Source organism: Companilactobacillus bobalius, from assembly GCF_009764355.1.
Genome location: NZ_LNUA01000016.1, coordinates 1 through 8,146, shown reverse-complemented (window position 1 = coordinate 8,146; position 8,146 = coordinate 1). Strand labels below are relative to the sequence as shown.

Genomic DNA, 8,146 nt, shown 5'->3' with positions numbered 1-8,146 from the left:
TCTGTTTATCAACGAGGTTTTGTCTGTTTATCAACGAGGTTTTGTCTGTTTATCAACGAGGTTTTGTCTGTTTATCAACGAGGTTTTTAATAGTGATCGTTGATAAACAATCGTTGATTTTATATAATAGTTGTGGAGGTGTAATTATGAGCAATGAACTTATAAAATATGATCCAGAACTTAATACTATTCCCTTACGTAAATTCACCCCTATTGAAATGAATCTATTTTTTTCAATTATTTCTCGTATGCGTGATAAAGGGGATCAAACAGTTAGATTTTCTTTTGAACAACTTAAAGACTTGAGCAACTATAAACCAACTGCAAATAATCGCTTTGAAGATGATATTCAAAGAACTTATGAAAAACTAATGGGACTTCATTTTGGAAGACGTAGTAAATCTGGATTAAATAGAGAGATGTTTGTTATGTTTACTAAATTCAGCATTGTTGGTGAAGCTGATTCCCCTTATATAGATGTTGAAGTATATAAAGATGCTTTGCCACTTCTTAATAATTTAGATACATGGGTTAGATATGCTTTAGCGGAATTTAGAGATCTTAGAAGCAGTTACGCCAAAACTGCTTTTAGATTGTTAAAGGGTTTTAGAACAACAGGTTATGCTTTTTTATCAAAAGAAGACTTTTTTGAATTACTCGATATTCCTAAAAGCTATTGGAAAAAGTCAGGAGATATTGATAGGTATGTTATAAAGCCCATCAAAGAAGAGTTAACACCATTATTTAGAGGCCTAGCTATTAGAAAGAAATATGGCAAGGGACGTGGAAAACCAGTAATAGGGTATTCATTTACCTGGAAACCAGAAAAGAAAGGCGCTAATGACTTCTCACAAGGCAAATTACAAGATGAACGACAAAAACTTTTCAATATTCAGCATAATAGTGAACTAACAGAACAGGAAAAATGGCGCGCTACTGATAAAGTTAAAGGATTACCACTAGGATCCACTGAAAAACAAGCATTGGCTGATAAACAGGCTGAACATGATAAAAAAATAAGAGATCAAGCAAGACAAGAAGCACTTGCTGAACTCCGAAAGGGGTTTGGAAATCATGCCTAAAACTATTAGAGAACTTGCTGATGAATTGGGCGTTTCAAAGCAGGCTATATGGCAAAAGATAAAAAGAGATGTGTCAATCGATTTACGTCAATTTACATCAACAAAAGGCAATACTGTTTACGTTGATGTTGATGGGCAAAAAGCTATTAAAGCAATGTTCTCAAACGATTCATCAACAAGATACCGTCAACAAAAAGATGATGTTGACGACAACAAAAAAGATGCGGTTGATGGACAAGATGAAGTGAAATTCCTTCGAAATTTAGTATCAGAATTTCAATCTGAAAAGAAAGAGTTACATAAGTTACTAGATCAGCAACAAAGATTGGCCTTACAGGACAAACAACTGCTCGAAGAATACAAGGCAGAAATTAAGGACTTGAAAGCCTTAACGATGGCACCGCATGATAATAGTGAAAAAGAAGTGACGTCAGACAAACAACCGGAACCTGAAAATAGCACCCCGGAGTCACAACCTAAACCTAAAAAGTGGTGGCGTTTTGGTAAATAGTTACAACTAAAAAAGAAAAGAAGACTAGTTAAATAGCGGAAGATAAATTTGAACAATCTGTAGCTGCCAAGCTAAAGGGTGAGGGCTGGGACTGTCCCACAGATTATTCTGGTGGGTAGATTGTAAAATTAATCCGAACGCTGTTCGGATTAATTCAAATCTTTATTAAAAAATATTTCATCTTATTTAACAAGAAACCATATTTATATAACAACATAAAATACACTAAGTTATTTTATTGAACATATATCGTACTTTATCTATCCGACTATTTGGACGACGGGGCTGGCAAACAGGTTCACCGGTAGTAACATGGTACCCTTTTAACTCTGTTAAACAAACACTACGTCCATTTGTAAAGAAAGTTAAATCACTACGATATTCTTGAATACACCGAGCAGGGATTTCTCCACTAAGAATGACCTCATTATTTTTCAATTGAGTGTCTACGATGTTCGCACAATATTTAGGAGCATCGTTGTATGCTCGTGAAAGATATTCCTGTGGCGCATAAATTTTAAAACTAAGATATGGCTCTAACAATTCTGTTCCAGCTTTTTTTAAGACTTGTTCCAATACAATAGGAGCAAGCATCCGAAAATCTGCTGGGGTACTAACAGGGCTATAGTATAAGCCATACTTAAAACAGATTTTACAATCCGTCACATTCCAACCATATAATCCTTGTTCGCAACCATAGCGTATCCCTTCCATAACTGCATTTTGAAATGATTGATTTAAGTATCCAAGAGAAACCGAGCTCTCATACTGCATTCCACTTCCCAACGGAAGCGGTGATACAGATAAACCAATGGAAGCCCAGAAAGGATTTGGCGGCACTTCGATGTGAATGGTATATTCTGCATTTTTTAACGGTCTCTCCATATAAATGACTGTAGGCTCTTTTAGTTCTATCTCCACATGATACTTTTCTTGCAACAGTGCACTAATCACTTCCATTTGTACTTTCCCTAAGAAAGAAAGTATAATTTCATGTGTCGTAGAATCCACGTAATATCGTAGAAGCGGATCACTATCTGAGATTTCCAAAAGGGCATCAAGCAACATTTCTCTCTGTTCAGGTTTACTCGGTTCAACAGTTGTTTGTAGTAGAGGGTGCGGATTTTCAATCTTTTTTCTCTGTGGCAATAGTTTTGTATCTCCAAGAACACTATTTAACTTCAAAAACTCATTTTGCAAAATAACAATTTCTCCAGAATAAGCTCTATCAATCTTACATAATTCACCATTTATTGAAGTATACATTTCTGTAACTTTTATTTTTTCTTTTTCTGATACTCTAACCGAATCTCGTAAATGTAGTACTCCACTATAAAGGCGTATATATGCAAGACGTTGTCTTTTTTTTGTATATTCAATTTTGAAAACATTTCCGCAAAGTTCAGACGGACCTCGATGTGTTGATGAATAAAATTTATTCGTAATCACTTCTATAAGGTTATCAATCCCTATATTGTTTTTTGCACTTCCGTGATAAACAGGGAACAGGGAACAATTATGAAATCTTATGCTTTCCTCTTGTTCGAGTTCCAATGCTTCTAATGATTTACCGGACATATATTTCTCTAAAAGGTCATCGTTTCCCTCTATTACCGTATCCCATTGTTCAGATTCGGTAAAGTTCGTCACACACATATTAGGATACAGTTCTACCTTCTGTTTGATTACAATTTCGGCAGAAAGTTTCTCTTTAATATCCTGATAAACCGTTGATAAATCAATTCCATTTTGGTCAATCTTATTGATAAAAAAGATTGTGGGAATCCCCATTTTCCTAAGTGCATGAAATAATATACGAGTTTGTGCTTGTACGCCATCTTTTGCAGAAATCAGTAGAATTGCCCCATCTAAAACTGATAATGAACGATATACTTCTGCTAAGAAATCCATATGTCCTGGCGTGTCTATGATGTTCACCTTCGTATTTTCCCACTGAAAAGAGGTTATTCCTGTCTGAATTGTAATTCCTCTCTGACGTTCTAAAAGCGTATTATCCGTCCTCGTTGTACCTTTGTCCACGCTTCCTAATTCTGTAATCGCTCCACTGTTATATAATAAGCTTTCTGTTAAGGTAGTTTTTCCTGCATCAACATGAGCTAAAACTCCAATATTAATAATTTTCATGTGATTTTCCTCCATTCAAAAACCCAAAAGGGCATAAAAATCCCAGTGATAAATACTTTTATCACTGGGATTTTTATGCATAACCATAGGTATACAAAGCATACAGATATTCTCTGGATACTTTAGAATCACATGATAAAGGTATTCTTAAACTGGGTACAAAAAACTAAGCCCTCCTAAAAAAGGACATCTAATTATTTGTTCCCGCTATCAAATTGACAGTTTATTTAAGAATACCTTGCCGCATATTTATTAACTCCTTTTAAATAGTCACTTAAATAATAGCACGTAAGAGCATATTTGTAAAGGAATCTCCAATTTTTTATCAAAAAGAGTACATGATTACAAAGTATCTGTAATCATGTACCAATATTTGTTATTTTACAATCTTCCAATTATCTTGTTTTTCTAATATCAACTCAAATTGCGAGATTTGGGTTGCCTTTGTTTCTTGATCTAAATATTTCACAGCGACATTCACGATTACTTGGTTATCTTTTCTGGTAAAGATAGGATTCACCAATTCCTCGAAAACATATTCCTTGTTAATCATAGGTAACACATGATTACTTACATAGTAAGTCAATTCTTTTTCTGTGGCGGTAGGATAGAGCTGGAAGAACGTTTCTAAAAAGCTAATGATTTCGTCCATCGTTTCTGTATCTACTGTATGGTCACTTTCTAGCTGTTTGGGTTGGTAGTCCGATTTTTGAGGTTTCTTACTCATTGTCGGATTTTTGATAATAACCATATTATCTGATTCATCTATATGGACAACCACATGAAAGCTAGACGATATAGTTTCCTTGTCTTTGTCTTCGGTAATAACTTGTTCAACAGAAAACAGTACCTCAAAGGTGTTCTCATTCACTTGAGAAACCTGCCACACCTGTATATCGTTCACACTAGAACTAGTAGGAATATCCTTACGAATCATTTCTTCATTTAATACCTGCAATTCTTCCGTCAAATAATGGGTCAATTTCTCATTTCGTTTATCAATGGCTTCTTGGGATTGGAGAGGAGAGTAATTTTTTCAAAGAAAAGGGGGTAAAAACTATGATTAAAAAAGGCATTACAAGAGTAATAATAAAAGTAATGAATTCTTGGAGTTCAATTTTTTCAACGTTACCAGGGTAACTTTTGGGAATCGGAATTAAAAAGTCGAGGAAGATTGGTAAATATACAATGCTATTAACTATTACAACACTACTTATTCCGATTACGTAATGAACCATAGAAAAAGTTAGGACTTGATTGTGTCTGAAGTATTTTTTTTGAGCCTGCTGTACAGTTTTTTTCCTAGTTACAATGTCATGCCTTGCAGCGTTGAATAGGAGTGAAAAGCCTATTAATGCAACAATTATTAATATAAAGCCGAATGAATTGGTAACTCCAACTTCTGAAGTGAAATTTAGAAAAAAAGGGCCCAAATATTTGGAGATGAACCAACTAGATAAAATTGAAATAATAATTGTAAGAATGTTTTTAAAATAGCCATTTTCAATGATAGTATCATTTATATGGTCACATAAATATAAAAAATCAATTGTTATGAGAAAAAAAACAACTAATATTACGATTAACCATGAGTACAAGGCTGATTCAACCTCCTTAAAAATTATTTGCTCAATATCCGAACACACGTTCGAGTAGACGGCTTAATTTTAGCACAGAAAAACAAGAAAACAAATTTTTGTCGGATTATTTTCGAACAAAAAAGATCTTCCAGGAAAATGGGAAGATCAAGTAAGCTATATATTTTTAAGGGCCCATTTTTAACAAATAACCCCTCAAAAACATTGTTAAAATAGCCCCCAATATCTATAATGTAGATATTGGGGGCTATTTTGTTTCTTTTATCAATAAATAACATCTGCTTTTCAGAAAAATTGTTGGACCTTTGTACTAATTGAACTAATTTCTTGCTGAGATAAAGTGGCCACAACTTCGCCATCTGATCGTTTTGTTGGATCGACAGCACGGACATGTTGCAATAACGCTGTCCCGTGAATTTTCCCGTTATCTATCCTGATAAATAACGGCGATTTAGCATACTTTTCTTGGGTACGATATTTGTCAGAGGTACTGATTGGCACAACTAGCACCGTATTAAAATAGCGATTATAGTGATCGTTGCTTACAACTAAACACGGTCGCTTTTTCTTAGTTTCAGTGCCTTTAGCCGGATCTAAATTAATCCATAAAATAGCGCCTTGTTTTAATTTCATTAATCAAAGTCTTCGCTTTCTACGTCTTTACCCCAATCAACTTCTGTTGTACTGAGATTTCCAAACTTTTTTTCTTGTTCATCAACAAGTTGCCATAGATCCGGTTTACTACGGACAATCATTACTTTACCATTTGGTTCAATCTGCCATTCAATTGTGTCAGTAGACCGAACTTTTAACAGTTCACGTACTGTTTTAGGAATTGTAATCTGATTTTTACTTGTGATCTTCGAGCTAACCTTAGTTACATTACCTGCGCTCACAATATCATCTCCTTACTTTTTCCTTACAAAAATAATAACATAACTGCTTTAATATCTCAAGAAAAGGAGAAAAGACTATGCAACAAGTTGTCTTACCCATCAAAGATTCAAACGTTCTTAAAGAGGTTCAAGATACGTTACTCAATAACTTTAAAGCTGGCCGACGTAACTATACGATTTTTCAAGTTGGTAAAGCGACGCTACTGCGAGTGAGTGACGTTATGGGCTTAAAACAGGCCGATATTTTTAATCCGGACGGTTCTATTAAACAAAATGCGTTTATTCATGACCGAAAAACTGGTAAACCTAATACCTTGTACCTTAAACCTGTTCAAACAGAGCTCTTATTGTACCGTCAATGGCTGCTTGATCATAAGCTGGATTCTGAATGGCTCTTTCCTTCAATTCAACACCCAGAACGCCATATTACTGAAAAACAGTTCTACAAAATTATGAGTAAGGTTGGCGATCTATTAGGCATTAATTATCTAGGTACTCATACGATGCGCAAAACTGGGGCTTATCGTGTTTACACGCAATCAAATTACAATATTGGCCTAGTCATGCACTTACTAAATCACTCAAGTGAATCAATGACTTTAGCTTATTTAGGCTTGGATCAAGCAAGTACAGAAAACATGTTGAACCAAATTGATTTTGGGTAAATTAGTTTGATTTTGTTGTCGCCAACGGCGACTTCTGATACAGGTTTTTAATGGGTCTAGCACAACATAGAATAAATTCTATGTATAAGTGCGCATTAAACTCATTTCATTCCGTTTAATGACGCTAAAAAATAGCTAACTTGATCATTGAAATAAAGGTTGTTTTTTAGTTCAATGCGCACTTACACACAACAACTAAAGTTGATTGTGCTTATACTAAAAAAAGTTGTATTAGATTTCGCTGCGCTCAAACAAATCTTTTTAATTGCTTTACACCGTTTTTCTTTCTAAACTTAATTACCATCTTTGAATAACTAACTATAAAAAGATGCCTTTAATTTAAACCTGAAATAATTAGCTAATGTTAGGAGTAACTCAGATGGACGAAAAAAAAGTATTAAAGCCAATTGATGAAATGCTTGCTGATCCTTGGCAAGTTGATATTCAAGAATTGTTTGAAGCTTTTGTTCATGAACCTGATGAGATCAAACAGAATTTGTATAATTCCTTGTACACTTACATTTTGCAAAAAAGACAAGAAGATATTATTAATCGACCAGGATTTGTAATTTAGCCCTCTAAAAGCTCACTGAGGGCTTTTTATTTTGTTTTGGTATAAATTATATGTAAATATGCTTAAAACTGCTGAGAATTGAAAATAAAGGCCTTAAAAGGGACATAGCAGTTAAATTCTTATTATGTTTTAGAAAAGCTAACTGTTTGCTGTCAATGGTAGCGGACGAGCAAAGCGTGGGAGCATAAGGAATTGACAGCTCTAAACCAGTCTTAACACTGAATTGGCGAAAGCCAAAGTTTCTATAAAACTTTGCTTTCCTGCCTAACGGCGAGTGAAAAAACGGTCAAGCTGTTTCAGCTTGACGGGGTGCGGGGCGTCAGCGCCCGTATAAATGTGGCTTGCCACACCTTTTTAGGCAACGAACGAAGTGAGGCGCAAAGAGCGTAGCGAATGGAGTTTAATGTGAGCCGGTTTTTGGCTCACTCCTTTGTGTTTTTGATTTTAGGTCTTGATCTCGTACAGTGGTGCCTCTTATATACCTCTTTTATAAACCTCTTTTAAACCTCTTTTAGACCCCTCTTGAGCCTTACTCTCCCAAGGCTCACAGAAGGTTATCAACGAGGTTTTGTCTGTTTATCAACGAGGTTTTGTCTGTTTATCAACGAGGTTTTGTCTGTTTATCAACGAGGTTTTGTCTGTTTATCAACGAGGTTTTTAATAGTGATCGTTGAT

The 8,146-nt window shown here is 34.9% G+C and carries 8 protein-coding genes and 2 pseudogenes; 4 read left to right on the top strand and 6 right to left on the bottom strand.

Annotation, left to right across the window (positions count from 1 at the left end):
• Positions 1-146 precede the first annotated feature (146 nt).
• Positions 147-1,082: a replication initiation protein gene (locus ATN92_RS03465; RefSeq protein WP_043023379.1), complete on the top strand. Its 936-nt coding sequence runs from the start codon at positions 147-149 to the stop codon at positions 1,080-1,082.
• Positions 1,075-1,593 carry a helix-turn-helix domain-containing protein gene (locus ATN92_RS03460; protein ID WP_056950769.1) on the top strand — a complete coding sequence of 173 codons (519 nt, stop codon included), beginning with the start codon at positions 1,075-1,077 and terminating at the stop codon, positions 1,591-1,593. The genes ATN92_RS03465 and ATN92_RS03460 overlap by 8 nt, the downstream gene beginning before the upstream one ends.
• Positions 1,594-1,818: 225 nt before the next feature.
• On the opposite strand, the gene tet(M) is transcribed toward ATN92_RS03460, so the two are convergent.
• The 6 genes and pseudogenes from tet(M) to ATN92_RS03430 all read right to left on the bottom strand — a co-directional run bounded on the left by tet(M) (position 1,819) and on the right by ATN92_RS03430 (position 6,232).
• Complete coding sequence (gene tet(M), locus ATN92_RS03455; RefSeq protein ID WP_000691727.1) at positions 1,819-3,738, bottom strand: tetracycline resistance ribosomal protection protein Tet(M); 1,920 nt, start codon at positions 3,736-3,738, stop codon at positions 1,819-1,821.
• Positions 3,739-3,753: 15 nt separating this feature from the next.
• Positions 3,754-3,801, bottom strand: a pseudogene (locus ATN92_RS19465) (hypothetical protein); the annotation flags it as partial.
• Between the two features lie 313 nt (positions 3,802-4,114).
• Positions 4,115-4,768, bottom strand: a pseudogene (locus ATN92_RS03445) (conjugal transfer protein); the annotation flags it as partial.
• Positions 4,737-5,336 carry a hypothetical protein gene (locus tag ATN92_RS03440; protein WP_056950771.1) on the bottom strand — a complete coding sequence of 200 codons (600 nt, stop codon included), beginning with the start codon at positions 5,334-5,336 and terminating at the stop codon, positions 4,737-4,739. The pseudogene ATN92_RS03445 and the gene ATN92_RS03440, both read right to left, overlap by 32 nt.
• Positions 5,337-5,621: 285 nt before the next feature.
• A complete protein-coding gene (locus ATN92_RS03435) occupies positions 5,622-5,969 on the bottom strand; it encodes a type II toxin-antitoxin system PemK/MazF family toxin (protein ID WP_024002471.1) in 348 nt (115 codons plus the stop codon).
• Positions 5,969-6,232, bottom strand: a complete 264-nt coding sequence (locus ATN92_RS03430; RefSeq protein WP_001748062.1) for a type II toxin-antitoxin system PrlF family antitoxin — start codon at positions 6,230-6,232, stop codon at positions 5,969-5,971. The genes ATN92_RS03435 and ATN92_RS03430 overlap by 1 nt, the downstream gene beginning before the upstream one ends.
• Positions 6,233-6,309: 77 nt before the next feature.
• Here ATN92_RS03430 and ATN92_RS03425 point away from each other — a divergent pair, with 77 nt between their 5' ends.
• Entirely contained in the window at positions 6,310-6,897 is a 588-nt protein-coding gene (locus ATN92_RS03425) for a site-specific integrase (RefSeq protein ID WP_025016518.1), read from the top strand.
• 361 nt (positions 6,898-7,258) lie between these two features.
• Complete coding sequence (locus ATN92_RS03420) at positions 7,259-7,471, top strand: hypothetical protein (RefSeq protein WP_001748064.1); 213 nt, start codon at positions 7,259-7,261, stop codon at positions 7,469-7,471.
• Positions 7,472-8,146 lie beyond the last annotated feature (675 nt).

Excerpts from the sequence above, each read along its gene's own strand:
- ATN92_RS03465 (WP_043023379.1), top strand. The coding sequence starts at position 147 with ATGAGCAATGAACTTATAAAATATGATCCAGAACTTAATACTATTCCC.
- ATN92_RS03460 (WP_056950769.1), top strand. The coding sequence starts at position 1,075 with ATGCCTAAAACTATTAGAGAACTTGCTGATGAATTGGGCGTTTCAAAG.
- ATN92_RS03420 (WP_001748064.1), top strand. The coding sequence starts at position 7,259 with ATGTTAGGAGTAACTCAGATGGACGAAAAAAAAGTATTAAAGCCAATT.
- ATN92_RS03425 (WP_025016518.1), top strand. The coding sequence starts at position 6,310 with ATGCAACAAGTTGTCTTACCCATCAAAGATTCAAACGTTCTTAAAGAG.
- ATN92_RS03435 (WP_024002471.1), bottom strand. The coding sequence starts at position 5,969 with ATGAAATTAAAACAAGGCGCTATTTTATGGATTAATTTAGATCCGGCT.